The 25,064-nt window shown below is 66.5% G+C and carries 25 protein-coding genes and 1 pseudogene; 14 read left to right on the top strand and 12 right to left on the bottom strand.

Going from position 1 to position 25,064, the window contains the following annotated elements; genetic code table 11:
* Nucleotides 1-15 precede the first annotated feature (15 nt).
* A complete protein-coding gene (locus GM1_RS10365) occupies nt 16-1,641 on the top strand; it encodes an AMP-binding protein (RefSeq protein WP_008378584.1) in 1,626 nt (541 codons plus the stop codon).
* 48 nt (nt 1,642-1,689) lie between these two features.
* Nucleotides 1,690-2,040, top strand: a complete 351-nt coding sequence (locus GM1_RS10370; protein ID WP_008378585.1) for a DUF732 domain-containing protein — start codon at nt 1,690-1,692, stop codon at nt 2,038-2,040.
* Between the two features lie 89 nt (nt 2,041-2,129).
* On the opposite strand, the gene GM1_RS10375 is transcribed toward GM1_RS10370, so the two are convergent.
* The 4 genes and pseudogenes from GM1_RS10375 to GM1_RS10385 form a co-directional block, all read right to left on the bottom strand.
* Nucleotides 2,130-3,197 (bottom strand): ATP-binding cassette domain-containing protein, encoded by a 1,068-nt coding sequence (locus GM1_RS10375; protein WP_444542569.1) that lies wholly within the window; start codon nt 3,195-3,197, stop codon nt 2,130-2,132.
* A gap of 48 nt (nt 3,198-3,245) precedes the next feature.
* A pseudogene (locus tag GM1_RS23340) lies at nt 3,246-3,863 on the bottom strand (ATP-binding cassette domain-containing protein); the annotation flags it as partial.
* 380 nt (nt 3,864-4,243) lie between these two features.
* Nucleotides 4,244-5,836, bottom strand: a complete 1,593-nt coding sequence (locus GM1_RS10380) for a VWA domain-containing protein (RefSeq protein ID WP_008378588.1) — start codon at nt 5,834-5,836, stop codon at nt 4,244-4,246.
* Between the two features lie 263 nt (nt 5,837-6,099).
* Nucleotides 6,100-6,951, bottom strand: a complete 852-nt coding sequence (locus GM1_RS10385; protein WP_008378589.1) for an SDR family NAD(P)-dependent oxidoreductase — start codon at nt 6,949-6,951, stop codon at nt 6,100-6,102.
* A gap of 74 nt (nt 6,952-7,025) precedes the next feature.
* On the opposite strand from GM1_RS10385, the gene GM1_RS10390 reads away from it, so the two are divergent.
* The 3 genes from GM1_RS10390 to GM1_RS10400 are packed head-to-tail and all read left to right on the top strand — an operon-like array spanning nt 7,026 to nt 8,028.
* Nucleotides 7,026-7,229: a hypothetical protein gene (locus GM1_RS10390; protein WP_008378591.1), complete on the top strand. Its 204-nt coding sequence runs from the start codon at nt 7,026-7,028 to the stop codon at nt 7,227-7,229.
* Nucleotides 7,226-7,600, top strand: a complete 375-nt coding sequence (locus tag GM1_RS10395; protein WP_008378593.1) for a type II toxin-antitoxin system death-on-curing family toxin — start codon at nt 7,226-7,228, stop codon at nt 7,598-7,600. Before GM1_RS10390 ends, GM1_RS10395 begins: the two co-directional genes overlap by 4 nt.
* Nucleotides 7,601-7,632: 32 nt before the next feature.
* A complete protein-coding gene (locus GM1_RS10400; protein ID WP_040519828.1) occupies nt 7,633-8,028 on the top strand; it encodes a VOC family protein in 396 nt (131 codons plus the stop codon).
* On the opposite strand, the gene GM1_RS10405 is transcribed toward GM1_RS10400, so the two are convergent.
* Together GM1_RS10405 and GM1_RS10410 are read right to left on the bottom strand one after the other, a co-directional pair.
* Complete coding sequence (locus GM1_RS10405) at nt 8,013-8,672, bottom strand: AraC family transcriptional regulator (protein WP_052005370.1); 660 nt, start codon at nt 8,670-8,672, stop codon at nt 8,013-8,015. The two genes, GM1_RS10400 and GM1_RS10405, sit on opposite strands and share 16 nt — an antisense overlap.
* Complete coding sequence (locus GM1_RS10410; protein ID WP_008378599.1) at nt 8,669-10,249, bottom strand: MFS transporter; 1,581 nt, start codon at nt 10,247-10,249, stop codon at nt 8,669-8,671. Before GM1_RS10410 ends, GM1_RS10405 begins: the two co-directional genes overlap by 4 nt.
* A gap of 81 nt (nt 10,250-10,330) precedes the next feature.
* Here GM1_RS10410 and GM1_RS23130 point away from each other — a divergent pair, with 81 nt between their 5' ends.
* Nucleotides 10,331-10,465 carry a hypothetical protein gene (locus GM1_RS23130; RefSeq protein ID WP_263053692.1) on the top strand — a complete coding sequence of 45 codons (135 nt, stop codon included), beginning with the start codon at nt 10,331-10,333 and terminating at the stop codon, nt 10,463-10,465.
* Between the two features lie 77 nt (nt 10,466-10,542).
* Here the strand turns inward: GM1_RS23130 and GM1_RS10415 are convergent, their stop codons facing one another.
* The 4 genes from GM1_RS10415 to GM1_RS10430 all read right to left on the bottom strand — a co-directional run bounded on the left by GM1_RS10415 (nt 10,543) and on the right by GM1_RS10430 (nt 14,487).
* On the bottom strand, nt 10,543-10,974 hold the full coding sequence (locus GM1_RS10415; RefSeq protein ID WP_008378601.1) for a DUF6918 family protein: 432 nt from the start codon (nt 10,972-10,974) through the stop codon (nt 10,543-10,545).
* Between the two features lie 14 nt (nt 10,975-10,988).
* Nucleotides 10,989-11,849 (bottom strand): enoyl-CoA hydratase ChsH3, encoded by an 861-nt coding sequence (chsH3, locus tag GM1_RS10420; RefSeq protein WP_008378603.1) that lies wholly within the window; start codon nt 11,847-11,849, stop codon nt 10,989-10,991.
* 1 nt (nt 11,850) lies between these two features.
* The gene (gene kstD / locus GM1_RS10425) at nt 11,851-13,548 is read right to left on the bottom strand and encodes a 3-oxosteroid 1-dehydrogenase (RefSeq protein WP_008378605.1); all 1,698 of its coding nucleotides are present in this window, start codon (nt 13,546-13,548) and stop codon (nt 11,851-11,853) included.
* 156 nt (nt 13,549-13,704) lie between these two features.
* A complete protein-coding gene (locus tag GM1_RS10430; RefSeq protein WP_040519830.1) occupies nt 13,705-14,487 on the bottom strand; it encodes a VOC family protein in 783 nt (260 codons plus the stop codon).
* A gap of 196 nt (nt 14,488-14,683) precedes the next feature.
* On the opposite strand from GM1_RS10430, the gene GM1_RS10435 reads away from it, so the two are divergent.
* On the top strand, nt 14,684-16,120 hold the full coding sequence (locus GM1_RS10435; RefSeq protein ID WP_008378609.1) for an FAD-dependent oxidoreductase: 1,437 nt from the start codon (nt 14,684-14,686) through the stop codon (nt 16,118-16,120).
* 4 nt (nt 16,121-16,124) lie between these two features.
* Here the strand turns inward: GM1_RS10435 and GM1_RS10440 are convergent, their stop codons facing one another.
* On the bottom strand, nt 16,125-16,499 hold the full coding sequence (locus tag GM1_RS10440; RefSeq protein WP_008378611.1) for a hypothetical protein: 375 nt from the start codon (nt 16,497-16,499) through the stop codon (nt 16,125-16,127).
* A complete protein-coding gene (locus GM1_RS10445) occupies nt 16,499-17,665 on the bottom strand; it encodes a 3-ketosteroid-9-alpha-monooxygenase, oxygenase component (protein ID WP_008378612.1) in 1,167 nt (388 codons plus the stop codon). Before GM1_RS10445 ends, GM1_RS10440 begins: the two co-directional genes overlap by 1 nt.
* 136 nt (nt 17,666-17,801) lie before the next feature.
* On the opposite strand from GM1_RS10445, the gene hsaA reads away from it, so the two are divergent.
* From hsaA to GM1_RS10480, 7 genes are all read left to right on the top strand, one after another.
* The gene (gene hsaA, locus GM1_RS10450; protein ID WP_008378614.1) at nt 17,802-18,986 is read left to right on the top strand and encodes a 3-hydroxy-9,10-secoandrosta-1,3,5(10)-triene-9,17-dione monooxygenase oxygenase subunit; all 1,185 of its coding nucleotides are present in this window, start codon (nt 17,802-17,804) and stop codon (nt 18,984-18,986) included.
* Nucleotides 18,987-19,021: 35 nt separating this feature from the next.
* Entirely contained in the window at nt 19,022-19,936 is a 915-nt protein-coding gene (gene hsaC, locus GM1_RS10455; RefSeq protein ID WP_040519831.1) for an iron-dependent extradiol dioxygenase HsaC, read from the top strand.
* Between the two features lie 88 nt (nt 19,937-20,024).
* Nucleotides 20,025-20,600: a 3-hydroxy-9,10-secoandrosta-1,3,5(10)-triene-9,17-dione monooxygenase reductase subunit gene (gene hsaB / locus GM1_RS10460; protein WP_008378618.1), complete on the top strand. Its 576-nt coding sequence runs from the start codon at nt 20,025-20,027 to the stop codon at nt 20,598-20,600.
* A complete protein-coding gene (locus GM1_RS10465; RefSeq protein ID WP_008378620.1) occupies nt 20,591-21,781 on the top strand; it encodes a hypothetical protein in 1,191 nt (396 codons plus the stop codon). Before hsaB ends, GM1_RS10465 begins: the two co-directional genes overlap by 10 nt.
* Before the next feature lie 59 nt (nt 21,782-21,840).
* On the top strand, nt 21,841-22,620 hold the full coding sequence (locus tag GM1_RS10470) for an SDR family oxidoreductase (RefSeq protein ID WP_008378622.1): 780 nt from the start codon (nt 21,841-21,843) through the stop codon (nt 22,618-22,620).
* Complete coding sequence (locus GM1_RS10475) at nt 22,613-23,749, top strand: sulfotransferase family protein (protein ID WP_008378624.1); 1,137 nt, start codon at nt 22,613-22,615, stop codon at nt 23,747-23,749. Before GM1_RS10470 ends, GM1_RS10475 begins: the two co-directional genes overlap by 8 nt.
* 78 nt (nt 23,750-23,827) lie before the next feature.
* Complete coding sequence (locus tag GM1_RS10480) at nt 23,828-25,060, top strand: Nramp family divalent metal transporter (protein WP_085950664.1); 1,233 nt, start codon at nt 23,828-23,830, stop codon at nt 25,058-25,060.
* Nucleotides 25,061-25,064: the final 4 nt, after the last annotated feature.

Below are 25,064 nucleotides of genomic sequence, written 5' to 3' on the forward strand. Positions count from 1 at the left end.
GGAGAATCTAGAAAGATGAAGTTCAACCTCGCAGACGTCTTCGAGACCGTTGCGGACGCCGTTCCCGAGCGTGTGGTCCTCACGTGGGACGGCACCGACATCACCTACGCGGAGCTGGACGGGCTGGCCAACCAGGTGGCGCACAACCTCGCTGCACACGGCGTCGGCAAGGACGACAATGTCGCGCTGTACCTGAAGAACAGCGTCGAGCACGTGACGTCGCTTCTCGGTCTGATCAAGATCCGCGCCGTGCCGGTGAACGTGAACTACCGCTACACCGACGCCGAACTCGAGTACATCTTCGACAACTCCGACTCGGCGGCGATCGTCGTCGAGCTGCCTGAGCACCAGCGCAGCGTCGCCGAGCTGATGGCCAAGCTGCCGCTGCTGCGCACGGTGTTCGTGATCGGCGACGTCGTCGACGAACTGACCGCTGCCGCTGCCGCTCTCGAGGGACGCACAGTCGAGATCGTCGACTTCGACGGTTACAAGACCCAGCAGTCCGAGCGCGATTTCGACGCCCGCAACGGCGAAGAGATCTACATGATCTACACGGGCGGCACCACCGGGTACCCGAAGGGCGTCATGTGGCAGCACGACGACTTCTTCCGCAAGCCGATCTCGGGTGGCAACCCGTACGGCCCGCCGCGCGCCGATCTGGAAGAACTCGCACGTGAGGTCCAGAACTTCCCGTCGATGTCGTTCCTCATCGCCGCCCCGCTGATGCACGGCGCAGCGTCGTACTCGCTGTTCACGTTCATCTCGCTCGGCAGCCGCCTGATCCTCGAGCGCGACTTCGACGCCGAGAAGATGATCCGCAACATCGGGCGCGACAAGACCCAGATGATCCTCATCGTGGGCGACGCGATGGGCATGCCGCTCGCCGACGAGATGGAGAAGCAGAAGGACACCGCCGACTTCTCGACGCTGTTCTCGATCACCTCGGGTGGCGCGCTGTGGAGCCAGAGCGTGCGCGACCGCATGCTCGCAGTGAAGCCGGAACTCCTGCTGCGCGACAACTTCGGTGCTTCGGAGTCGGGCAACGACGGCGAGATCAAGATGGACGAGAACGGCAACCTCATGGTGCCGCCGACCGACCGCATGATGGTCGTCGACGAGCAGTTCAACCGCATCACCACGCCGGGCGAGGTGGGCCACATCGCCCGCATCGGCAACATCCCGCTCGGGTACTACAAGGACCCGGAGAAGACCGCCCGCACGTTCCCGACCCTTTCCGACGGCACGCGGATCTCGGTGCTCGGCGACATGGGGTACGTCCGCGAAGACGGCAGCATCATCTTCCTCGGTCGTGGCAGCCAGTGCATCAACACCGGTGGTGAGAAGGTGTACGCCGAAGAGGTCGAGGGCGCGCTGCACGGTCATCCGGCGATCGCGGACGCGCTTGTCGTGCCGGCGCCCGACCCGAAGTACGGCCAGCGAGTGGCGGCTGTCGCATCGCTGAACCCGGGCTTCGACGAGCCGACCCTGGAGGATGTGCAGGAGCACTGCCGTCAGACGCTGGCGCGCTACAAGGTCCCGCGCACCGTGGTCTTCGTCGACGAGGTCAAGCGGACCCCTGCGGGCAAGGCCGACTACAAGTGGGCCAAGTCCACGGCGGCGGACGCGGTCACGGTGTCCTGACCGACACCCGGTACTCTCGTCACGCCTCCTACAGATCGGACATCTCCCATGCGTGCACGACTGCTCTTCATCGCCCCGGTGATCGCCGGTGCTGCGTTCCTCGGAGCGTGCAGTGACGACGGATCGTCGTCGGACTCGACCGACCGCGCTGCATACCTCAAGGCGCTCGAGGCCTCCAACATCACCTTCGCCAACGAAGACGAGGCCGTCGCCGTGGGCGAGCAGGCATGTGCCGACCTCAAGGCGGGCAAGTCCGTTCTGGAAGTGGCTCAGAACATCGAAGGCAAGGACGCCGGGCAGGGCGCGATCATCGTCGGCGCCGCGACCGGCTCGTTCTGCAGGGATCAGATCGGGATGAACCTTCCGGAACTGTCGACCATCCCCGGTCTTCCCGGCTGACTCTGCCTCAACGCCTCAGGCGTCGATTCCCGCTCACGGACAATTCGCGAGCGGGAGTCGACGCCTGACGCGTTTGAGCGCGTCGAGGGCTACTCGGGGAGCTCCGCGCGCTGGGTGAGTGAGCCGTCCCGCCCGAGTTCGATGACGGTGTCGACGCCGATTCGTCGGAGGAAACCGAAGTCGTGGCTGACGACGATCAACGCCCCGCGGTAGGCGTCGAGGGCCTCCGCCAGGTGTTCGACGCTGGCGACGTCGAGGTTGTTGGTCGGTTCGTCGAAGATCAACAGCTGACTCGGCGGTTCGGCGAACAGCAGCGTGGCGAGCGATGCCCTGAACCGTTCGCCTCCGGACAGCGTCGACACGGGCCGGTCGACGGCCGCGCCTCGGATCAGCAGTCGTGCGAGACGGTTCCGGACGTCACCCGGCTCGACGTTCGGTGCCACCGCCTGGACGTTCGCCAACGCGCTCGCTGCATCGTCGAGGCCGTCGAGCCGCTGCGGAAGGTAGCCGAACGACGATGTGAGCAGGCGCCCCGACGCACGTCCGCCCTCGGGTTGGGCGCCCGAGACCAACTGGGTCAGCAGAGTCGTCTTGCCGGAACCGTTCGGCCCGACGATCGCGACGCGCTCGGGGCCCGCGACGACGACGGTCCCGGACGCTGTGGAATCGGCGCCGGTGAACTCGGCGAGATGCCGGCTCCGTGGCAGATCGGGTGCGGGCAGCACCAGTGAGATGTGGTCGTCGTCGCGGATCCGGGCGTCGGCGGAGTCGGCGGCGGCCTGAGCATCGGCGATCTTGTCGTCCAGGGTTGTCCGAAGTGCGCCCGCCGACTCTTGCGCTCGGCGCTTCCGGGCACCGGCGAGGATCTTCGGCAGTCCACCGTCGACCTGCGCCTTCTTGCCGACTTTCGCTCGGTGAGCCAACCGGGTCTCGGCCTCGACTCGCTGTCGTTTCTCGGCTTTGAGCGTCTGCTGCGCCGTCCGCGCCGCCTGCTCCGCTGCGGCCTGCTCGGCGTCCAGATGTGATCGCCACTCGCTGTACGGCCCGCCGAAGACGGTCACCTCGCCGTTGTAGAGCTCCGCGGTGGAGTCCATGTGTTCGAGGAGTTCCAGGTCGTGGCTGACGACGATCAGCGTGCCGGGCCAGTCGTCGACCATCGCGGCGAGCTTCGCCCGGGTGGGACGGTCGAGATTGTTGGTCGGCTCGTCGAGCAGGGTGATCGGAGTGCGTCGCAGCGCGAGACCGGTGACCGCGATGAGCATCGCCTCGCCGCCCGACACTTCGGCGACTCGGCGGTCGAGGTCGTCGGCGGTGAATCCGATCCGATCGAGAGCCTGCGCGGCACGGGCTTCGATGTCCCAGTCGTCTCCGACGGTCTCGAAGTGGGCCTCGTCGACCTCGCCGGCTTCGATGGCCCGCAGCGCGGCGAGCGTGCGGTCGATTCCGAGAAGCTCGGCCACGGTCGTCTCCGTGGTGAGAGTGAGGGTCTGAGGCAGATACCCGACGTCGCCGGCGGTGTCGATGCGTCCTGCTGTCGGAGTGAGCAGTCCGGCGATCAGCCGGAGCAACGTGGACTTGCCGGAGCCGTTGCGGCCGACGAGGCCGGTGCGTCCTTGGGTGAACGTCCCGTCGACGTGCGACAGGGCGATGGCGCCGTCCGGCCACGCGAAGGAGAGGTCACGCAGGGTGACGGCAGAATTCTGGGGTGTAGACATGTGGAGCCGACTCGATTCGTCGAGCGCCGGAGGGACAGCCCTGGGCGCGAGGGAGAGAGAGCATCGGACACACAGTCGGGCGGACCGTCTCTGGCGACGGCCGTTCATTCATCGACTGCAGTGTGCCCGCCGGGGTTCGGCGGGCTAGACATCCTCGATCGCAAGCAACTCCACGCCCAGTACGGTACCCCGGCTCCCAGGGCGTCCGCATCTCATTAACTGCGTACGTTGTGCCGCAAACGTCACGTAGGGGTGGCGTACGAAACGCACCCCGGTGATACTTTCCTTCCATGTTGTGAGTTTCGTGATCGGCGTGTTCCTGCGGTGACCGGCAAGGAATCGGCCTATGTGGGTCTTTGCCACGTGATGGCGTATCGCCATAGCGGAAGCCGCCGCCACGTCACGCCGGGCAGCACCACCTCGGCGGTCTGTTTGACCTCGGCATAAGTGGAAGTGCCTTCCCGTCCAATGGGGCCGACTTGCGAGAGTCAGGCGCCTTCGACGCGGTACGACACCGCGCGGAGCAGGATCTGGCCGATGTCCTTCGGATCGAGTGCGATGAACGAGCTTCCGCCGGTGGCGTCGGAGATCTTCTTCAGGGCGTTCACGTCGGCGTCCTTCGAGATGCCGACGGTGATGATCGGGATCCTCCGGGCCGGGTTCTTCATGATGTTGAGCTCGGACACCAGCTGCTCGAGCGTGATGCTGTTGCGGTCCTCGTTCCGGCCGTCGGTCATGAGGATGACGCTGTTCGAGTACGCCGGGTCGTACGTCTCATAGACCCTTTTGAACGACGCGAGCGCGGTGTCGTACAGGCCGGTGCCGCCGTGCAGGTTGGAGAGGCTGTTGTCGATGGCGGCCGCGAGGAGATCCTTGTTCGACTTTCCGTCCGTGGTGCCGAGCACCGGACCGATCGGCACGACCTCGCGGTACGGGATCCCTTCGCCGCCGCGGTCACTGCTGAACTCCCAGTAGCCGAGCGAGGTGTTGCGCGGGAACTTCGACAGGCCGAACACCGACGCGTCACGAAGTAGTTCGGCGCGCGACTTGCCGCCCGCGTCCTGTTTCATCGAGCCGGACACGTCCTGAACGACGAGAGCACGGATCGGCAGGGTCAACGCCGTCCACTTGCGTTGGATGTTGTCGACGAGTTCACGGTTCGGCGGGACGATGATGTTGGCGTTGCCGACACCCCGGTCGTCGGGCAGCGGTGAACTGTCGGCGGGCCGGATGTTCTCGGACTGCCGGATCTTCTTGCCCTCATCGGTCTGCAAGACAGATGTGAGGGCGACGATGGCGTCATCGGCGGGCGCTTCGCGGTCGCCCTGCGCGACGTTCGCGATGCGGTAGTCGAGGGCGACGGTGCCCGACTGCGGCACGGCCGCGTTGATGGCGGCATCGGGCTCAGCGGCTTTGAACGCCGCGAACACTCGTTCGGTGGTGAGAGCGAGGGACGGCTTGTCGCTCGCGGCCATCGCCTTGAGGTCCGGGGCGCCGTCCTCGTCGTTCATGCGGAGCGCGCGCATCGTGAGGGTGTCGATGAGCTGCTGGTGCGTCATCGAACCGGACGACATCTCCGCGAGCGCCCCGACGACGGCGGCGTTGCTGACATCGCTCTTGGCGGGCGGATCGACGCGGAGCGCAGGCATCGTGAGGACCTTCGACCACGACGGCAGATCCGGGAGTTGGTGGCCGGCGACGACGACGGGAGACGTGCCGAGCGACGGGCCGATGTCCGACCACGTGCGGCCGAGCGTGTTGGCGACCTGCCGAACCCGCGTCGGCGACTCCGCGACCCAGATGTCGGGTGCGTCGGCCTGTGTCAGACGGTCGTTGACGTGGCTGGCGGGAACGGCTTCGACGGTGTAGTCGATGCAGCTGTTCTTCTCCGCCTGGTCGGCCAACTGGGTGACGTAACCGCCGAGGTCGCCCTCGACGATCACCGAGATATCGCTGACGTCGCTGCACTCACCGTGCTTGGCATCCCAGACGGCGTAGACCCCGCCGCCGAGTCCGACGACGAGCGCTACTGCGAGACCTGCACGCAACCCCTTCTGGGGCGCGGTGGTGTGTTGGCCCATATTTATGGCTCTCCTCGCAAAAAACGTCCGTGAATGCGAAGAGGCTAGCCTATCTGAGTGAGTCGACGCACATGAGTCGCGAGTCGTGGCGCATTTGGTTGTACTTCGCGTGTCGCCGCACGTCACACTGTGCATCCCGGCGGATCGACTCCCGCAGGCCCTGGGACTGCGCCATCCGCAAACTGTACGTCAATCAGAAAACCGCTGACAGCATAATATGCATCGACAAGCAGCAAATCTGCCGCGCACCAGATCGATGCGGATCAATCCTTCCGTTCTGTGACGGAGCGTTCGTACGCGTCCCTCGCGGTGGACCCGGAAACTGCCTCGACCTGATCCGGCACAGCAAAACGCATCATTCGATCGCGCAACGGTTGCGGCAGGATTCCGCTGAGCGCGATGAGTGGACTGATCTTCCCCGGCACCCACACGTGGAAGCGGCGGGTTCCGACCGCTTCGAACACGGCGTCCGCGACGTCGTCGGGCTGGAGCAAGGCGACCGATCCGGTGGCCGCGCCGGTGGCGAGTTCGGTGTCGACGACCGTCGGCATCACGACGGTCACCGTGACGCCGCTGCGGCGCAGCTCTTCCCGAACGCCCGTGAGGTAGCCGAGCACCCCGTGCTTGGTGGCTGCGTACGTCGACATCCCGGGCGGCGCGAGACGGGACGCCGACGATGCGACGGTGACGATCTGCCCGTGGCCTCGGGTTCGCATGGGCGGGGCGGCCAGACGCACACCGCGAATCACCCCGAGTAGATTGACGGCGACCATCGCCTCGGATGCAGTGGTCGGCTCCTCGTCGAACGGGCCCACCCACATCACTCCGGCGTTGTTGACCAGCACGTCGATCGGCCCCATGTCGGCGGCGACGGCGGCGAGGAACGCGGCGAACGACTCGTCGTCGGTCACGTCGAGCCGATAGCCGCGCGCGCCGGTCACCGTGGACGCGGCTGCCGTGGCGGAGTCCGCGTCGAGGTCGCCGATCGCGACACGTGCTCCACCTGCGGCGAGTCGGCGGGCCGTCGCGAGCCCGATCCCGCGGGCGGCGCCGGTCACGGCGATCACCAGGCCGTCGACGTCGGGCTGTTTGGTCTTCAGAAGGGGGATTCGCACGCACTCATACTGTTGCCTCGGGCTGCGGCGCGCAACGCCCCCGAAACGTGGTATCGAAGCGGTATCATCAGTTCATGGCGATGACTCTCCGATTGACGGACGAACAGGACCGGGCGCTCGAGCTCTTGGCGGAAGCGGACGGCGTCAGCAAGCAGGAGGCCGCAACCCGAGCGATCGTCGCGGCGGCGGCCAGACGCACCAAAGACGCGCGAGTCCGGGAACTGTCGGACGCAGGTCGGGAGCGATACGCCGCATTGCTCGACCGTCTGGCGCAATGACCGAGTACCTCGATCTCGAAGACCTGCTGTTTCTGGCGAACGAGCTCGGGTGCCCCGCAGTTCGCGACGTGGGACTCCTCGACGCGGCTGCGAACCGTCCCCGATCGACGGTCTTCGGTTCAGACGCATATCCGTCGATTCATGTGAAAGCGGCAGCGCTCTTGGAGTCCGTCGTCCGCAATCACCCACTGATCGATGGGAACAAGCGGCTCGGCTGGATGTCGGTCGTGGTCTTCTACGGTCTGAACGGATACGACGTCGACGCGCCTGACGACGATGCGTACGACCTGATCATCGCGGTGACCGCGGGCGCCGCCGGCGTCGATGAGATATCGGCTCGATTCGAAGCATGGTGTCCGAAACGTTCATGACAGTCGACGTCGGTGCACATAGCGTGAGGGGCATGACTTCTTCACCGCGCTTGAACGCGATCAGCATCGTCTGCGACGACCTGTCGATCTCTCTCGACTTCTACCGCCTGCTCGGGCTGGAGATCCCCGAGACTCCGGCCGACGCGCCGCACGTCGAAGTGGATCTCGGCGGTTTCCGCGTCCTGTTCGACCCGGTGTCGACGATCATGTCATTCGACCCGGAGTGGACACGGTCGGCGCCGGGGTCGTCGGCGATGAGCTTGGCGTTCGAGTGCTCGACTCCCGCCGAGGTGGACGCCGTCGCCGCGAAGGCCGCCGAACGCGGCGGCGAGGTGGCCAGAGCGCCGTTCGACGCGCCGTGGGGCCAGCGGTACGCCACCGTGCGCGACCCCGACGGCAACGAGGTCGACCTCTACGCCGGCCTCTGACGAGACTGCGCGGGTGTGAACTGGGCGGGCCTGAACTGGGCGGGTCGACGCCCCGTCAACCGGACGATGTCGCGGTACAGATGCGGGTAGTCGGCGTATCCGGCCGTCACCGCGGCGTCGGACAGGTCGACGCCGGTCCGCACCAGATCGATGGCGCGACCGGCCCGCAGAATCACTTGGAGCCGTCGCGGTCCGTACCCGAACGCTGCGGCGGCTCTCCGGTGCAGGGTCCGTTCGGTGACGCCGAGGCGGTCGGCGACATCGGCGACCGTAGCGCCCGAGGCCAACGCGCGGACCGTCGGCGTCACCCATCGATCGACGTCGAGCCGTGCCGCTGCGAGGCCTGCGCGCTCGGGGGTGCCGAGAGATCGGACGAGGGACGACCCGACGTCGGCGAGGGGCACCACGGAGTCGGTGAGTTCGTCCGCTGGCACACCGAGCAGCGCAGGAAGCAGCCCCGGCGAGAAGCGGATGCCGGAGATCTGCGAGCCGGCTCGGCGGGTCACGGTCCGAGGGCCGGTGTCGGCGCCTGCGACCCAGACGCCGTCGTCGTCCCACACGAGGTCCATGCAGCCGTCCGGGTAGACGAGCACGGATTCCTCGCCTACCCGATGCGACCAGTGCTCGATGCGAGGCACGGTCATGCCTCGGGTGAGGCGGCCGCGTCGAGATCACGCGGCGTGAACCACCCCAGGAACACCGCGCCCGCAGCGAGGACGCCACCGAGCACCAGGCACGCGGTCTGCATCGGCGGGAGGAACGCCGCCTGCGCGCCCGAGGTGATCGCCTCGGCGAGGCGTGCGCCTTCGGGCGGCAGGCTCTCGCTCACCTTGACCGCACCGGCGAGCGACCCGCGGATCGCCTCCTCGGCGGCACTGGCGGCCGCGGGGTCCTGCATGCCGATCTGGGCCTTCGCCGCGTCCGCCGTCGCGCCGATCCTCTCCTCGTAGCCTGCGGCCATGATGCTTCCCGCGAGGGCGATGCCGATGGCCGCGCCGAGTTCGCGGGCCGTGTCGTTAACCGCAGAGCCGACTCCTTGATTCTCCAGCGGGGTGTTCGACATGATCGCGGTGGTCGACGGGGCTGTCGCCAGGCCGATCCCGATCGCGCAGACTCCGAGCAGGGCGCCGACCTTCCAGTACTCGTCCGTCTCGACGATTCCGAGAAGGAGGACGCCGAGCGCCGCGATCGCCACCCCGACGCCGAGCACGAACTTCAGCGAGTAGCGCACTGCCACCCAGTTGCCGATCATTGCGAAGAGGCCGACACCGGCGACCATCGGGAACAGTGCCACGGCCGATTTGAGCGGTGAGTACCCGAACACCAGCTGTAACTGCTGCAGGACGAGGAAGAAGACTCCGAACGAGGCAAGGAACTGCAGTCCCACCGACAGCGAACCGGAAGCGAACGCCCGATTCCGGAACAGGTCGACGTCGAGCAGGGGATCGGTGCGTCGGTGTTCGACGACGATGAACACCGCGACGAGTGCAGCGCCGCCGATCAAGCAGAGCAGGATCAGCGGGTCGGCCCATCCGCGGTGCGGTGCTTCGAGAAGACCGAACACGACACCTGCGACGGCCGCCATCGAGGTGAGGGAGCCGACGATGTCGAAGCGCCCCGGATTCTCGTCTTTCGACGTTCCGATGGTGAACGTCAGCGCGAGAACGACAGTGGTCGAGACGGCGAACGTGATGAACACCGAATGCCAGTGGAAGAAGTTGAGCAGCACGCCGGTGACGAAGAAGCCTGCGATCGCGCCCGCACCCGCGACCGCCGCCCAGATGCTGATGGCGACGGCCCGGCGTTCGCGCGGTACACCCGCGGTGATCAGCGACAATGTCGTCGGCATGATGAGTGCGGCGCCTGCGCCTGCGACGATGCGCGTCGCGATCAACTCGGTGGGACCGTCCACCCAGATCGCCGACAGGGATCCGATCCCGAAGATCACGAGCCCGACGAGCAGCACGCCGCGGCGACCGAACCGGTCGCCGATCGCGCCGGCCGGGAGAAGGAGGGCGGCGAGCACGAGTGTGTAGCTGTCGAGGATCCACGTCATCTGTGAATTGGTCGATCCGGTGTCGGCGGCGATGCCGGGCAGGGCGGTGTTGAGGGCTGCCATCGCGGCGACGACAAGGCTCACCGCACTGCACGCGATCAGAATCAGCCACGCAGTCCGGAACGTCATCGGCTTGTCATCTGTTCGATCGTCGACACGCACCATCACTTCACCTGTTTCATTTGTAACTTGTGTAACTGTAGTAACACGGATCGTAGAGCCGAACATGAGCGGAAGTGGATCATCATGGCTGCACAGCAGGTCGCATCATCGGCGCGGATCGAGAATGCGCGTCTCCACATCGGGCGAGTGTTGATTCTGTTGGCCGGAGTGATCGGCGTGATCGCCGCACTCCTGCTCATCGTCACCAGCGCTGCCTGACCATAACTGACATTACGGCAGACGCCGCCCGAAGCACAGAGCTTCGAGCGGCGCCTGAACGGGAGTGACCGTGTGGGTCAGCCCGCGTACTTCTCAATGACGCCGCCCACTGCGGGGAGCGCCTCGACCACATAGTTCTTCGCCTTGCCGCGGACGGCCTTGTAGGCCTTCGACAGGGCCGCGGGAGCCGACTCGGTTCGGCTGTCGGTCACCGCGAGGAGCGCTTCGGTGGCGGCGTCGCTGTTGGCGGCCAGGTGGGCGCCGAACGCGGTCCCTGCGGGCTTCGAGTCCCACAGCGGCGAGAGAGCCGTCAAGAACTCGGGGAGCATCTTGTTGGTCGCACCGACCACCACACCCGGCTTGAACTTCTGCGCCGCACCGTATGCGGCCTTCAGCGTCGTGCCCGACAGGCCCGACTGCTTCTTCACCTCCGCATCGATCACATCGGCGAAATCGGCGGCCATGGCCTCACGGTTGTCGTCGAGAACGGGAAGCAGAGACGTGGACATGCAAGTCCTTTCAACTAGACAGTGCTGAAGATGACGTTGCCCAGGGCAGCCGCGCCGTCACGTTCGACGACGCTGGTTGTCGCGAGCAGTCGATCGCCATCTTCCCAGGCTTCGATCCGAAGTGTCTCGCCGGGGAACACCACACCCGCGAAGGTCACCGAGTAATCGACCACCTTGGTCGCATCGCCGCCGTACACGGCGTCGATGACGGCGCGACAAACTGTGCCGTAGGTGCACAGACCGTGCAGGATCGGCCGTGGGAACCCCGCGCCCTCGGCGAACGCAGGATCGCTGTGAAGCGGATTCCGGTCGCCGCACAGGCGGTACAGCAGGGCCTGCTGGGGCAGCGTCGGCACGGTGATCACGTGGTCGGGCTCGCGGTCGGGGTAGTCGACCCGATTCGACGTTCCGCGCTCGCCGCCGAAGCCGCCCTCGCCCTTGGCGAAGATCGACGACCGAGTGGTCCACAGTGGCTCGCCGGATTCGTCGACGGTCACCGCCTCCTGAACGATGACGGCCGCCGAACCCTTGTCCTGCAGTTCGGAGATCCGGGTGCGGGTGGTCGCGGATCCGGCCGCGGGGATCGGACGGTGCACGCGCACCTGCTGGCTGCCGTGCACGACCTTCGCGAGGTCGATGTCGACGCCGGGGAACACGACCTTCGGCGCCTCGGTGGCGAAGAAGTTCGCGGCCACGGTGGCGAACGACGGCAACGACTTGGGCGCCGCGTCGTCGACGTACTGCAGTCCGACGACGTCCATGGGGTCGGCGGCGGCGCCGACTGCCAGGTTGTACGACGCGATCTCACGAGCGGTCCACGAGAACGACTGCTCGCCGAGATCGGCGCCGAGAGCGATGGAGGGATCGATGGGCATGTCAGGCTCCTGCGTGAGTGACGTCGCCCTGGCGTGCCTTGTCGGCGGCGTCGAGGGCTGCGAGGTATCCGAAGACCATGGCGGGTCCGATGGTGGCGCCGGGGCCGGCGTACGTGTGGCCCATGACCGGCGCGCTCGTGTTGCCTGCGGCGTACAGGCCGTCGATGACGCTGCCGTCGGCGCGGAGCGCACGTCCGGCGACGTCGGTGTCGATTCCGCCCTTGGTGCCGAGGTCGCCCGGAACCATCTTGACGGCGTAGAACGGGGCCTTGTCGACGACGCCGAGGTTCGGGTTCGGCTTGTTGGTCGGGTCGCCGTAGTAGTTGTCGTAACCGCTGACGCCGCGACCGAACTCGCTGTCGACACCGCTGCGGGCGAAGCCGTTGAAGCGCTCGGTGGTGGCGGTCAACGCGTCCACCGGGACGCCCATCTTCTCGGCCAGTTCGGCGATGGTGCCCGCCTTGACGATCGCACCCGACTCCAGCCAGCTACGTGGGATCGGCTGGCGTGCGGGCAGGCCTGCGAAGAGGTAGCGGTTCCGGCAGCGCTGGTCCATCACGAGCCAGGCCGGGATGTTGGCGCCGGGGCCGTCGCCCTGGCCGAAGTCGCCGCCGTACATCTGGTGGCCTGCCTCGACGTAGGGGAGCGACTCGTTCATGAAGCGCACACCGCGCTCGTTGACCATGAAGGTGCCCGGAACGTTGCGCTCGGACAGCGCGAACCACGGGCCCTTCGGCAGCGGGATGGTCGGGCCCCACCAGGCGTCGTCCATCAGTGACACGTCGGCACCTGCGTCGAGGGCCGCGCGGATGCCGTCGCCGGTGTTCGACGCGGCGCCTGTGGTCCACTCGGTGCCGATCGGTGCGCGCTGGTACTGCGCGCGCATCTCGGCGTTGTGGTCGAATCCGCCGCTGGCCATGATCACGCCGTACTTCGCGCGGATCTCGGCGGGAGCGCCGTCGGACTCGATCTTCGCGCCGACGACCTTGCCGTCCTCAACGATCAGGCCGGTGAGCGGAGTGCTCAGTCGGATGTCGACGCCGGCCTTCCGACAGCCGATCAGGAGCTCGGCGGCGAGCGCCGCGCCCATCGCGATCATCTTCTTGTTGCGGCTCTTGGACCAGGTGAAGCGTCCGGCGACCTTCGCCATCTTGGCGATGCCGCGCCAGTGGCGCATGCCGACGTTCATCCACTTGTAGTCGCTCTGCAGCACCACCATGTTGAGCGGCGCCTTGGTGTACTGCGGGTGCAGGGTCGCGAGGTCGTCGCCCAGCAGTCGGGCGTCGAACGGGCGAGGCTCCACGCTGCGTCCACCGACGCGTCCGCCAGGGGCCTCCGGGTAGTAGTCCGAGTAGCCCTTGACCCATTCCAGATTCAGCGGGGAGTTCGCCATCAGGTAGTCGAGTGCTTCGGGACCGCGGTCGATGTAGGCGTCGATGCGGTCGGCAGGCGCGTGCTCGCCGATGATCGCGTGCACGTAGGTGCGGGCCGCGTCGACGGTGTCCTCGACGCCGTCGCGCTTGAGCACGCTGTTGTTCGGGATCCAGACGCCGCCGCCGGAACGAGAGGTGGAGCCGCCCCAGTACGGCGACTTCTCGATCAGGACGGTCTTGAGGCCCTTCGTCTTCGCGGTGAGCGCGGCTGCCAAGCCTGCCCCGCCCGCTCCCACGACGATGACGTCGAACTCTTCGGTGGCCATGTGTTTCCCTTCGAACTCCACAAAACTAGAACACGTTTCAGTCTAGGTTAGACGATTGTGTGGGTCGAGGGGTCGCGGGGATTTTCCGCCGACTGTGACGACATGCTGGTCACAATCGGCGGAGAGCACAAGAGGGGCCTCCCGCCAGGCGAGACGTCACATGTCAGCTGGTGGTGTGGCGATGCAGATCGCGGCGCCGAGCGGGTCCTTGAAGGACGCGAGAACGCCGAACGGGGTGTCGTCGGCGGGCATCAGGACGGTGCCGCCGAGTTCGATCACCCGGTCCAGCGTCGCGGCGACGTCGTCGACGGTGATGTACACCTGCCAGAACGACGGGTGGTCGTCGCCCAACATGCCCGCCGCGGCCATGATCCCGGCCTGCGCCTGCCCGTTGATGAGGACCTGCGAGTACTGGTTCGGTCCGCCTTCTGTTCCTTCGCCGATCTCGGCGAGCGACCAACCGAAGACCTTCTCGTAGAACGATTTGGACGCCGCGTAGTCCATGCTCATCTCGTCGAACCAGTACGGCGCCCCGTGCTCGCCCATGGTCGCGAAGCCGGTGTGCAGACCCGGCTGCCAGAGGCCGAACGCGCCGCCCGCGGGATCGGCGAGGACAGCCATCGACCCGAGGTCGCCGATCGGCATCGGCGGGGCGACGACCGTTCCGCCTGCGGACTGGGCAGCAGTGACGGTGGAGGACAGGTCGTCGGAGCGGAAGTACACGGTCCAGACTTCGGACGGACTGCCATCCATCGCCGGACCGAGGCCCGCGATCGGTTCGCCGTCGCGGAGGAAGTTGCGGTACCCACCGAATTCGGCGGCAGGCTCGTCGGCGGTCCAGCCGAACAGCGCCGTGTAGAAGTCGGCTGCCCGGTCGGGGTCGCTCGACGCGAGATCGAACCAGATGGGCGCTGTGGGGGCGGGCGTGTGAGCAGGCATGACGGACTCCTCGTCCAGAGTTGGGGGCACACTTGATTCTTCGCCCGCTCGGCCTTGATGTCGACCGGTTCTCGCATTCGATTCTCGGCAGCACGACAGGCAGCGTCCCACTCGGCGGGACCTGTTCTTGCCGATTCCTGCGGTTGCCCAGAGTCTGCAGGGAGGAGTTCGATCGGACGACAGGGACGGGTGAGCGATGACGGAGTTCAGCGAGCAGTACGACGTGGTGGTGATCGGGTCCGGCGCCGCAGGATCTGCGGCCGCACTCGAGGCGCGGGAGAACGGCGCGTCGGTGCTGGTTGTCGAGAAATCGCCGGAATCGACGGCGGGCGGCAACACACGAGTGTCCGGCAGTGGATGGTTCGTGAACCGGGACGCCGACCGTGCAGAGGTCTTCCTGCGTACGTTGAACGGTCCGTTTCCCGTCGCCGACGACGTGGTCGAGGCGTGGGCACGGGCGACGGTCGGACTGTCGGACTGGATGCGGTCGATGGGCGCCGACGTGGGACGCAGCGGCGATTTTCACACCGAGCCCGAGTATCAGGAGCTCGACGGCAGCGACTGCTACGCCGGAATGGACACGATCGGCGGACGGATGGGGGACGGACTCCTCTACGGTTTCCTCCGCCGCGCCCTGGACGAGCGCGGTGTCGAGGTGCGGTTCGGCACTCGTGCGACGGCCCTGGTCACCGACGGTGGGGCGGTTGTCGGCGTCGACGTCGACGGCCCCGCCGGGCGGTCGCGGATCGGCGCGCGGGGCGGTGTCGTGTTGGCCACCGGAGGGTTCTCCGCGAATCCGCAGATGGTCCGCGACTACCTCCGAGTCGAGGAACACGCGCTGTGGGGATCACCCGCGTCGACCGGTGACGGTCACGCGATGGCCCAACGGATCGGAGCCGACCTCTGGCACATGGACAACATGATGACGATCACCGGCATCCGCGGTGATGACGAGTTCGGTCACTTCCTCGCGCTGTGGGGTGCCCAGAGCTACCTCTGGGTGGGCGACGACGGGCGACGTTTCATCGATGAGACCGCAACGCCGAAGCATGGACACACGGTGCGCAGCGGACGGCACGAACTGTTCCCGACCAGGGCGTTCCACCTGATCTTCGACGAGGCGGTCCGCTCCGCCGGACCGCTCAGTCCGACCCCGGATGTGCTTCCGGTGGGCTGGAACATGTTGATGAAGGACACCCGGTGGAGCGCCGACAACAGTGCGGAGATCGAGTCGGGAATGATCGTTCGCGCCGACACCTTGGCCGAACTGGCGGACGCGATCGGACTCGACGCGGACGTCCTGGTCCGCAGCGTCGAAACCTATAACCAGGCGTGTGACGACGGAGTCGACGACCTGTTCGGCCGCGCAGCGGCGACGTTGGCCGCGGTCCGTCGGGGCCCGTTCTACGCTGTGCGCGTCACCCCGCTGCTCGGATGGAGCAACGGTGGTCCGCGCCGGGACGGTCGGTCGCGTGTCCTGCGGACCGACGGATCGGTGATCGACGGGCTCTACGCGGCAGGCGAGGTCAGCTCCACGTACAGCTGGCGGAAGGACGGTGGCTTCCACATCGCCGACGCCCTCGCGTTCGGCCGGGTCTCCGGCCGGGAGGCCGCCGCCCGCGTCGCGAACTGACGCGTCACCAGTACCCGTCGGGATCGGTGACCGGCGATTCCTTGGGAATGATGCCCTCGGACACGCCGTGGTCGATGCTCGCCGACATGCGCGGGCATGTCGGCAGCATCGCGGGGTTGCCGCCCTCGGCGAGGATCGCCGAGAACTCGGGGCATCGGGCGCGGGCGTCGTCGTTCCACTGGACGCTCGTGTGATGCGGGCTCGTCTTCTTCACGAGCACGCACGCGTGACACGTCCGGCATTCGATCTCCGACATCCCGCCCGCAAGATAGTGCCTGCGGTCGCGAGCGGTGGCGTCGGCGATCGACGACAGCCGGGCCGGGTCGTCGGTGTAGTCCGGCGCCTTCGCCCAGCCGCCGCCCGATGCCAGTGCGGTCATCAGACCGACGCGCCCTTGGCGGCCTCAGCGGCCTCTGCGGCAGCCTTCTCCTCGGCCTGAATCGCGAGGTTCTCCTGAACCTCGATGTTCCAGTTCTCCAGGGCCTTCTCGGTGTCGATCTCGTACTCGAAGCGGCCGACCATCTCGTCGGTCACATCGTCGACGTCGACGTAGTACTGCTCGTACCAGCGACGCAGCTGGTACACCGGTCCGTCCTCTTCGACGAGAAGCGGGTTGTCGATGCGGGTCTTCCGCTTCCAGATCTCGACGTCCTGCATGAAGCCGACCTCGACACCCTGCGTGATCTTCTTCGCCATCTTCGCGCCCTGCTCAGGCGAGAAGCCTTCGGGAATCTTCGCCATCACGCCGAACATGAGGACGAACGAGTTCGAGTCGATCGGGTAGTGGCAGTTGGTGAGGATGGTCTCGACCGCGTACTCGCCGTAGTACTGCACCATCGGGTTCAGCATGTATGACGGACCGTAGTAGGCGGCGATCGACTCGAGGCGGGTGTCGCCGTAGGCCGTGGACAACGCGACGTCGGGACGGCCGTGCGAGTTCATGTACTGCGCCGCGGTCTGGCCTTCGAAGACGTTCTTGAAGTAGTCGGGCAGGGCGTAGTGCACGTAGAAGAAGTGCGCCATGTCGACGACGTTGTCGATGATCTCGCGGCAGTTGGAGCCCTCGATGACGAGCTTGTTCCAGGTCCAGCCGGTCCATTGACCGTCGCCGAACTCGGCGAGCTCGGGAATGATCACTTCTTCCGGCGGCGGATTGCCCTCGGGGTCGTTGTAGACGAACACCTGACCGTTGCGCTGCATCGTCGGCCACGTGCGGGTCTTCGCGAGCTTCGGGTGACGCTTCGCGTAGGGCACCTCGGCGCAGCGGCCCTTGCCGTTCCACTGCCAGCCGTGGAACGGGCACGCGACGTTGTCGCCGCGGACCTTGCCCTGCGACAGGTCGGCGCCCATGTGGCGGCAGAAGGCGTCGAGACATTTGACGTCGCCGTTGCTGTCCGCCCAGACGACGAGCTTGGTGCCGAAGATCTCCAGCGAGTGCGGCTTGCCGTCGGTGTACTCGTCGACCAGACCGATGCAGTGCCAACCACGTGCGAAGCGGGTGGGCGGGGTGCCGGTGTCGATCTCGCGGATTGTGGTGTCAGTCATCTCGTTGCTCCTCGTCGATGTCTGCTCGTTCAGTGCTCGTATAGATCGATAGTAGAACATGTTCCACTCAAAACGAGAACGTGTTCTAATATTGGTCATCGACAGGCATTCGGCCCGACGGAACAAGGAGAGTCACATGGGAGCACAGCGGAGTGAAGCCGCACAGCAAGTGCTGAACAAGATCGACGCATTGCTGCCGGAGCTCGCGCAGCGCGCGCAGTCCACCGAGGACGCGCGTCGCGTTCCCGACGAGGTCGCAGAACTGCTGGCCGCGACCGGTTTCTTCAAGCTCATGCAGCCCGCGCAGTGGGGCGGCCACGAGGTCGACCCGGTCACCTTCTACGAGGCGGTTCGTCGTATCGCGACCGCGTGCGGATCGACTGGCTGGGTCGCAGGCATCATCGGCATCCACAACTGGCACCTCGCGCTGTTCCCGCAGCAGGCGCAGGAAGACGTGTGGGGCGAGGACACGAATGTCCGCATCTCGTCGTCGTACGCGCCGATGGGCATGGGTGAGGTCGTCGAGGGCGGCTACAAGGTCAACGGCTCGTGGGCCTGGTCGTCGGGCAGCGACATCGCCGACTGGGTGGTCGTCGGCGGTCCGGTGTTCAAGGACGGCAAGCCTGTCGACTTCGTCAGCTTCCTCATCCCGCGCAGCGACTACAACATCAAGGACGTCTGGAACGTCGTCGGCCTGCGCGGCACCGGCTCGAACACCATCGAGGTCAAGGACGCTTTTGTCCCGAGCCACCGCATGCTGAGCTTCCGCACCATGAGCATGGGCCAGGCGCCGGGCCTCGAGCGGAACACCGCGCCGGTCTACAAGATGCCGTGGGGCACCATCCACCCGTCGACCATCTCGGCTCCGATCGTCGGAATGGCGTACGGCGCCTACGCCGCGCACGTCGAGCATCAGGGCAAGCGCGTCCGCGCCGCGTACGCCGGCGAGAAGGCCAAGGACGATCCGTTCGCCAAGGTGCGTCTCGCCGCGGCCGCCAGTGACATCGACGCCGCGTGGCGTCAGCTGTCGGGCAACCTGCAGGACGAGTACGACCTGATCGTCGCAGGCGAGGAGGTTCCGATGGAACTGCGTCTGGCCGCTCGTCGCGACCAGGTGCGCGCCACCGGCCGTGCCATCGCCTCCATCGATCTGCTGTTCGAGAACTCCGGCGCGAACGCACTGGAGAACGGCACGCCGATTCAGCGATTCTGGCGCGATGCTCACGCAGGCCGCGTCCACGCCGCCAACGATCCCGAGCGTGCCTACCAGGCGTTCGGCAACGGGGAGTTCGGCATCCCCATCGGCGACACGATGGTCTGATTCGCGACGAACGCACAAGAACCCAAGGAAGAAACATGACTGACGACCAGAGCCCCATCCGGTCTCTCGGCTACATGCGGATCGACGCCACCGACATGGATGCGTGGCGCGAGTACGGACTGAAGGTCCTCGGCATGGTCGAGGGCACCGGAACCATCCCGGGCGCCCTTTACCTGCGAATGGACGACTTCCCGGCGCGACTGGTGATCGTCCCGTCCGACCGTGATCACCTCGCGTGCTCGGGTTGGGAGACCGCGAATGCCGCGGCGCTGCAGAACGTTCGCGATCGGTTGACCGAGAACGGTGTGGGGTTCCGTGAGGGCACTGCCGACGAGATCGCCGACCGCCGCGTCGCCGAGCTCATCGTGTTCTCGGATCCGGACGGCAACGTCCTCGAAGCGTTCCACGGTGTCGCACTGCAGCACCGCCGCGTGGTGAGCCCCTACGGCCACAGCTTCGTCACGGGAGAGCAGGGCCTCGGTCACGTGGTCCTGACCACAACCGACGACGCGAAGGCGCTGGCCTTCTACCGTGACGTGCTCGGCTTCCGACTGCGCGACTCGATGCGTCTGCCCCCGCAGGTCGTCGGCCGCCAGGAAGGGGAGGAGCCGGCGTGGCTGCGCTTCTTCGGCTGCAACCCGCGCCATCACTCGCTGGCTTTCCTGCCGATCCCGAACAGCACCGGCATCGTCCACCTGATGGTGGAAGTGCCCGAGGCCGACGACGTGGGCTTGGCTCACGACCGTGCGCTCCGCAAGAAGGTCCCGATGTCGGCGACGCTCGGCCGTCACGTCAACGACCTGATGCTGTCGTTCTACATGAAGACGCCCGGCGGATTCGATGTGGAGTTCGGCTGTGAGGGACGCCAGGTGGACGACGACGAGTGGATCGCACGCGAGTCGACGGCCGTGAGCCTCTGGGGCCACGACTTCACCATCGGCTTGAAGTAACACCCTCCCGCTGGGCGGATGACGGACTACCCGCTCATCCACCCGGCGGGTTCTTCTTTCTTTCAGACGACAACACGAAAGAGATCGCATGGCACCGCAATCGCCGTACGGCACCGACGAATTCGATTCCCGACAGTTCCGGACGGCGATGGGGCAGTTCTGCACCGGCGTCACGGTCATCACGACGCTCGATGCCGACGACAATCCCGTCGGCTTCGCATGCCAGTCGTTCGCGGCGTTGTCGCTCGACCCGCCGCTCGTCATCTTCTGTCCGATGAAGACCTCGCGCACGTGGCCGGTCATCGAAGAGCGCGGATCGTTCGTGGTGAACATCCTGTCGAACCGGCAGCAGGACGTCAGCGCGACGTTCGGCGCTCCCGGTCAGGACAAGTTCTCGAAGATCGAATGGGACCCGTCACCCGCCGGGCTGCCCGTTCTGCGGAACAGCCTCACCTGGGTGGAGTGCACGGTCGAGACCGTCAACGACGGCGGCGATCACCACATCGTGATCGGTCGTGCCAACGTCCTCGGCGAGGTCTTGCAGGACAAGCCGCTGCTGTTCTACCGGGGCGGATACCTGTCCACCGAGCATCCGCGGGTGACACCCGCTCAGGAGGAGCTCGAGAACTTCATCACCTGGAACGGTGGCGACACATGGTTGTGAACGAACCGACCTCGGTGACCAAGCCGTTCACCGACGCGATCGCCCAGGCCGAGTCGATGGTCGCCGCGGCGGAGTTCGCCGAGACCGACGCCGACCGCGCCGAGGGGCTCGACTACCTCGCGGGTGGAATCTCGTCGATCCTGCAGCTCGCCCGCTCGCACAGCAAGAGTCACCCGTACTTCGTGACGTCGACCGGCCCGTATTCCAAGATGGGTCTGGACAACCCGGACACGCTTTACTACCACGCGACCGTCGAGCCGGACGCCACGTATGTGGTGCGCGGAGTGCGCGGCAGCACCGTCGACCTGAGCTTCCAGGTGCTGCGCGGCGACTACACGCCGACGAACGTCCCCGGCGGTGACGACGCGTTCGACGACCGGCGCATCACCCTCGACGAGGACGGAGCGTTCGAGATCACGTTCGGTCCTGCTGTCGCCGACCCAGGACCCGGCTACTTCGTCCTGGGTGAGGGCGCCTCGATGCTCGCAGTGCGAGAGGTCTACGGCGACTGGGCGAGCGAGACCAAGGGGTCGGTGACCATCGAGCGCGTCGACACCGTCGGCACCGCTCCCGAGGAGCCCGACACCGAGAAGGTCGCCCGCCGCTATGCGATCGCGGCAAAGATGCTGACCGCGCGCATCAACACGTGGTTCAACTTTCCGAAGTGGTTCTACCTCGACGAGCCGGTCAACACGTTCACCGCGCCGCGCACCACGCCCGGCGGACTGTCGACGCAGTACTCCTCGGTCGGGCACTTCGATCTGCCCGCGGGGAAGGCGATGATCGTCACGGTCCCGAAGTCGGACGCGCCCTACCAGGGCTTCCAGCTGGGCAGCCTCTGGTACATCTCGCTCGACTACGTCAATCATCAGACGTCGTTGAACTCGGCGCAGGCTCAGGTCGACCCGGACGGCAACATCCGCCTGGTGATCTCGGCGAACGACCCCGGCGTCGCGAACTGGATCGAGACCACCGGCCGCAGGCGAGGCATCCTGCAGTTCCGCTGGCAGCGCACCGATGTCCCGATCGGCCCCGAACTCGGCCCGACAGCGGTGGTCGTCGACGACACCGACGTCGCCGCTCACCTCCCGTTCGCCGAGTCGAATCGGATCGACGCCGACGGCTGGGCGCAGCGGATCGCAGTCCGCCAGCGAGCCTTCGCCCGCCGAATGCTCGGCTGACTCTCCAACCGATCCCGGGTGCCCGAGCGCAGTCGAGGGACCCATCGAAAGAGGAAACAATGTCTCTACTGCAAGACAAAGTCGTCGTCGTCTCCGGCGTCGGGCCGGGACTCGGTCGGTCGTTGTGTCTGCGCGCCGCCGCGCACGGCGCGCGCGTGGTGCTCGCGGCCCGGACTCAGTCCAGGCTCGACGACGTCGCCGCCGAGGTGCGGGACGCGGGCGGTCAGGCGCTTGTCGTCCCGACCGACATCACCGATGATGCGGCTGTCGATTCCCTCGTCGAAGCGGTGACCGCCGAGTACGGCGCCGTCGACGCGTTGATCAACAACGCCTTCGCGATGCCGTCGATGAAGCCGCTCGCGCGCACCGACTTCGACCAGATCACGTCGAGCCTGGACCTGACGGTTCTCGGCACGTTGCGTGTCATCAAGGCGTTCACGCCCGCGCTCGAGGCGTCGAAGGGCTCGATCGTCAACATCAACTCGATGGTGATCCGGCACTCGGAGCCGCGGTACGGCAGCTACAAGCTCGCGAAGTCGGCGCTTCTGGCCATGTCGCAGTCGCTCGCCACGGAGCTCGGCCCGAAGGGGATCCGCGTCAACAGCGTCGCTCCCGGCTACATCTGGGACGACCAGCTCAAGTGGTACTTCGGTGAGATCGCCAAGAAGTACGGGATCACCGCCGAGCAGGTGTATGAGCAGACGGCGTCCAAGAGCGACTTGAAGCGGCTGCCAGAGCCCGACGAGATCGCGGACGCGGCGGTGTTCCTCGCATCGTCGATGGCGGCCCCGATCACCGGCCACACACTCGACGTGAACTGCGGTGAATACCATGACTGAGCCCCGTACTTCCGTCGGAACCGTCGAGGATCTGCACGCTGCCGCCACCCGCACGGTGGGACTCGACGACTTCGGCGACCAGGACTACCTGCCCGCACTCGCCAAGCTCCTGGAGTCGTACCGGGTGGACGCCGGGCTCACCGAGCTCGGCAGCAAGATGTTCCGGTTCTTCCTCAAAGGCGCGCTGATCGCGCGACTTCTCAGTGAAGCGGGATGGAAGAACAACCCGCAGTACGTCGACGTTCCGATCGAGCGGCCGGTGTTCGTCACGGGCCTTCCCCGCACCGGCACGACGGCCCTGCACCGTCTGCTTGCGGCCGACCCCGCTCACCAGGGACTCGAGATGTGGTTGACGGAGTTCCCTCAGCCGCGTCCGCCTCGCGACACGTGGGAGGACAATCCCGTCTTCCAGCAGATCGAGGCGGGCCTCAATCAGCATCATGTGGAGAACCCGGAGTTCATGGGCCTGCACTACATGAGTGCCGGTGAGGTGGAGGAGTGCTGGCAGCTGCTGCGTCAGTCGGTCATGTCGATCTCGTACGAGTCGCTCGCGTACCTTCCGACGTATTCGGCCTGGCTTGCCGAGCAGGACTGGACACCCGCGTACCAGCGGCATCGTCGAAACCTGCAGTTGATCGGCCTCAACGATCCGGGCCGACGCTGGGTGCTGAAGAATCCGAGCCATCTGTTCGCGCTCGACGCGCTGATGGCCGCGTACCCGGACGCCTTGATCGTGCAGACTCATCGCCCGCCGGAGACCATCATCGCATCGATGTGCAGCCTCGCCGAGCATGCGACGGAGGGGCATTCGACGGTCTTCACGGGAGATCGCATCGGCCAGACGCAGCTCGACCTCTGGTCGCGTGGGCTGCGGTCGTTCTCGGAGGCGAGGGCCAAGTACGATCCGGCCCAGTTCGTGGACGTTCAGTTCGACGAGCTCCGCGCCGACCCGTTCGCCGCTGTCGGCCGGGTGTACGACGCTCTCGGCACTCCGCTGTCGGCGGAGGGGCGTGCAGCGATGGTGGCGCTCGACGCCGACTCCAAGTCGGGCGACCGCAAGCCGCAGCACAAGTATTCGCTCGCCGACTACGGTCTCACCGCCGAGCAGGTTGCGGCCGCTTTCGCCTGACGGCCCTCCTGATGTGGCGGATATCCCACACCTAGAGTTCGGTTGACCGAACATTCTGATTCGATCTACCCTTACCTCGTGTTGAAACAACGAACTGCCGGGCGGATGCGATCAGTGGGCCTGCTCGGCCCCGCGTTCGTCGCGGCGATCGCCTATGTCGACCCCGGGAACGTTGCCGCCAACATCACGGCAGGTGCCAAGTACGGGTACCTGCTGGTCTGGGTGCTCGTCGTCGCGAACGTGATGGCCGTGATGATCCAGTACCAGTCGGCCAAGCTCGGTGTGGTGACCGGCCGGACGCTGCCGGAGACGATCGGAGGCCGGCTCGGTCGTCGTGCTCGGATCGCCTACTGGATGCAGGCGGAGGCCGTTGCCGGCGCCACCGACATCGCCGAGGTGATCGGCGGAGCGGTGGCGCTTCATCTGCTGTTCGGATTGCCGCTGCCGCTCGGCGGGGCCATCGTGGGCGTGGTCTCGATGGTCCTGCTCACGGCCGCCAATCGGAGATTCCAGCGGAGGTTCGAGGCGATCATCGTGGTGCTGCTGGCAGTGATCGTCGTCGGGTTCATAGCCGGTCTGCTCGTCGAACCGCCCGCAGCGGGTGACGTGCTCGGTGGACTGGTCCCTCGTCTGCAGGGCACCGAGACCGTTCTGCTCGCCGCGTCCATGCTGGGCGCAACGGTCATGCCGCACGCGATTTATCTCCACTCCTCGCTTGTGGTCGACCGGCACGGCCGATCGATCGGCGAAGGCCGGATCACGTCTTTGCTGAAAGCCACGCGAGTGGACGTGGTGATCGCGCTGGTCGTCGCGGGGACGGTGAACATCGCGCTCCTGGTCCTGGCAGCCACGAGCCTGTCCGGGCGAGAAGGCACCGACACCATCGAGGGCGCGCACAGTGCAGTGCGCGACGCGCTCGGCCCGGTCGTCGCGGTGATCTTCGCGGTCGGCCTGCTCGCGTCGGGCATCGCATCGACCTCGGTCGGAGCGTATGCGGGTGGAGCGATCATGTCTGGCCTCATCCGGCGTCGCATCCCGATGCTCGTCCGCCGATCGATCACCCTGGTACCGGCGATCATCGTGCTCGCCGCGGGTGTCGATCCGACGATGGCTCTTGTGATCTCGCAGGTGGTGTTGAGCTTCGGCATCCCGTTCGCGCTCATCCCGCTGCGCCGCTACACCTCCGACAGTGCGCTGATGGGCGCGTTCGTCGACCGGGCGCCGCTGCGCTGGGGCTCGTTCGCCTCGGTCGTGGTGATCGTGGTCCTCAACGTCGCACTTCTCTTCCTCCTCGCTACCGGCGCGGGATGAGTTC

It is taken from the genome of Gordonia malaquae NBRC 108250 (assembly GCF_000344135.1).
Lineage (GTDB): Bacteria > Actinomycetota > Actinomycetes > Mycobacteriales > Mycobacteriaceae > Gordonia > Gordonia malaquae.

Coding starts and splice junctions, on each gene's coding strand:
- GM1_RS10410 (WP_008378599.1), bottom strand. CDS start 10,249: ATGGTGCGTGTCGACGATCGAACAGATGACAAGCCGATGACGTTCCGG.
- GM1_RS23130 (WP_263053692.1), top strand. CDS start 10,331: ATGGCTGCACAGCAGGTCGCATCATCGGCGCGGATCGAGAATGCGCGT.
- GM1_RS10395 (WP_008378593.1), top strand. CDS start 7,226: ATGACCGAGTACCTCGATCTCGAAGACCTGCTGTTTCTGGCGAACGAG.
- hsaA (WP_008378614.1), top strand. CDS start 17,802: ATGGGAGCACAGCGGAGTGAAGCCGCACAGCAAGTGCTGAACAAGATC.
- GM1_RS10435 (WP_008378609.1), top strand. CDS start 14,684: ATGACGGAGTTCAGCGAGCAGTACGACGTGGTGGTGATCGGGTCCGGC.
- GM1_RS10415 (WP_008378601.1), bottom strand. CDS start 10,974: ATGTCCACGTCTCTGCTTCCCGTTCTCGACGACAACCGTGAGGCCATG.
- GM1_RS10470 (WP_008378622.1), top strand. CDS start 21,841: ATGTCTCTACTGCAAGACAAAGTCGTCGTCGTCTCCGGCGTCGGGCCG.
- GM1_RS10370 (WP_008378585.1), top strand. CDS start 1,690: ATGCGTGCACGACTGCTCTTCATCGCCCCGGTGATCGCCGGTGCTGCG.
- GM1_RS10440 (WP_008378611.1), bottom strand. CDS start 16,499: ATGACCGCACTGGCATCGGGCGGCGGCTGGGCGAAGGCGCCGGACTAC.
- GM1_RS10430 (WP_040519830.1), bottom strand. CDS start 14,487: ATGCCTGCTCACACGCCCGCCCCCACAGCGCCCATCTGGTTCGATCTC.
- GM1_RS10365 (WP_008378584.1), top strand. CDS start 16: ATGAAGTTCAACCTCGCAGACGTCTTCGAGACCGTTGCGGACGCCGTT.
- GM1_RS10380 (WP_008378588.1), bottom strand. CDS start 5,836: ATGGGCCAACACACCACCGCGCCCCAGAAGGGGTTGCGTGCAGGTCTC.
- GM1_RS10400 (WP_040519828.1), top strand. CDS start 7,633: ATGACTTCTTCACCGCGCTTGAACGCGATCAGCATCGTCTGCGACGAC.
- GM1_RS10390 (WP_008378591.1), top strand. CDS start 7,026: ATGGCGATGACTCTCCGATTGACGGACGAACAGGACCGGGCGCTCGAG.
- GM1_RS10375 (WP_444542569.1), bottom strand. CDS start 3,197: ATGGTCGACGACTGGCCCGGCACGCTGATCGTCGTCAGCCACGACCTG.
- GM1_RS10475 (WP_008378624.1), top strand. CDS start 22,613: ATGACTGAGCCCCGTACTTCCGTCGGAACCGTCGAGGATCTGCACGCT.
- hsaC (WP_040519831.1), top strand. CDS start 19,022: ATGACTGACGACCAGAGCCCCATCCGGTCTCTCGGCTACATGCGGATC.
- GM1_RS10465 (WP_008378620.1), top strand. CDS start 20,591: ATGGTTGTGAACGAACCGACCTCGGTGACCAAGCCGTTCACCGACGCG.
- GM1_RS10445 (WP_008378612.1), bottom strand. CDS start 17,665: ATGACTGACACCACAATCCGCGAGATCGACACCGGCACCCCGCCCACC.
- GM1_RS10405 (WP_052005370.1), bottom strand. CDS start 8,672: ATGACCGTGCCTCGCATCGAGCACTGGTCGCATCGGGTAGGCGAGGAA.
- hsaB (WP_008378618.1), top strand. CDS start 20,025: ATGGCACCGCAATCGCCGTACGGCACCGACGAATTCGATTCCCGACAG.
- kstD (WP_008378605.1), bottom strand. CDS start 13,548: ATGGCCACCGAAGAGTTCGACGTCATCGTCGTGGGAGCGGGCGGGGCA.
- chsH3 (WP_008378603.1), bottom strand. CDS start 11,849: ATGCCCATCGATCCCTCCATCGCTCTCGGCGCCGATCTCGGCGAGCAG.